Annotated in this window: 1 protein-coding gene; it reads left to right on the top strand. The window is 33.0% G+C overall.

Going from position 1 to position 1,101, the window contains the following annotated elements:
* The coding region (locus tag DWA30_RS12815) for an HNH endonuclease family protein (RefSeq protein ID WP_136073208.1) at positions 1-1,101 on the top strand (1,101 nt) is incomplete at both ends.

Raw genomic sequence — 1,101 nt, 5'->3', positions numbered from 1 at the left:
AGCCTATAAACTATTCCAAGTTTTAAATGATAGAGGAAAAAGTTTAACTGAAGGTGATTTATTAAGGGCAAAAACATTAGAATTACTAGAGGGGTATCCAACTCAACAAGATTCTACAGAATCTCAATGGGATCAAATACTAATGGAAAAATCTAAGTCCACAGAAAATTACTTAAGATGGATTTATCAATCACATAAAGGTGTTAGAGCTGGCAGAAATACGTTATTTGATGACTCCCTTTCTTATTTCTATCCTCAACATAGTAATACCTCTATTTCAACTCAAGATGCTGACAGGATACTTGAATCTACTAGGAAAATTTTAGATGAAATTAAAGTTGCAAGGAAAATATCCACTGGATCATGGCCTTTCTCTATAACTAGACGACCAATAACCGAATGGGATAGAAACCGATTAGATATATTGATTCGTGAACTTGGACTTACAGTTTCCCTACCTTTATTATTAGCATCCTATCATCTTGGTGAAAGGAAGTTTTCGGAGATTACTCAAATACTAGAATTATTTTTATTCAAATACAAAGTGATAGCAAATGCTCATATAGAAGCAGCAGTATCAGTTTTTCATAGCCATTGTTTATCAATAAGAGCTGATGTTGCAGCTTATGATGTTAATACCTTAAGAGCAGATTTAAATACCTTAATGAATGGCAAAGTAACTCTAACTCAATTTAGAGCTGGTCTTGACGGATTATCATACAAAGTTGGAGGTGGAAACAAGCCTTTAAAATATTTACTAATGACACTAGAACATTATAAAAGATGGTATGATTTAGGTGCAAATAACACTCCTGAGTGCATTGATAAAACAAGGGTTTATGACTTTACCAGTACCACAATTGAACATGTTTATCCAAGAAATGCTTCTGGCTCTGTGTTAGACTCAACACTTGAACCTATAAAAAATCATTTAGAAAACTTAACTTTTATGGGGCCAACAGATAATGAAACTGGTAGTAACGATTCTTTTGCTATAAAAAAACCAATATTTCAGGTTTCGTCAATTAGTTTGAATACAGATATTGGAGACCTACCTCAATGGACTACAACAGAATTGGCTACAAGAAAAGAATTACTGAA

This window comes from Candidatus Ulvibacter alkanivorans, from assembly GCF_003333325.1.
GTDB lineage: Bacteria > Bacteroidota > Bacteroidia > Flavobacteriales > Flavobacteriaceae > Ulvibacter_A > Ulvibacter_A alkanivorans.
Note: the sequence above shows the minus strand (reverse complement) of the source record. Positions and strands in the feature narration are given on the sequence as shown.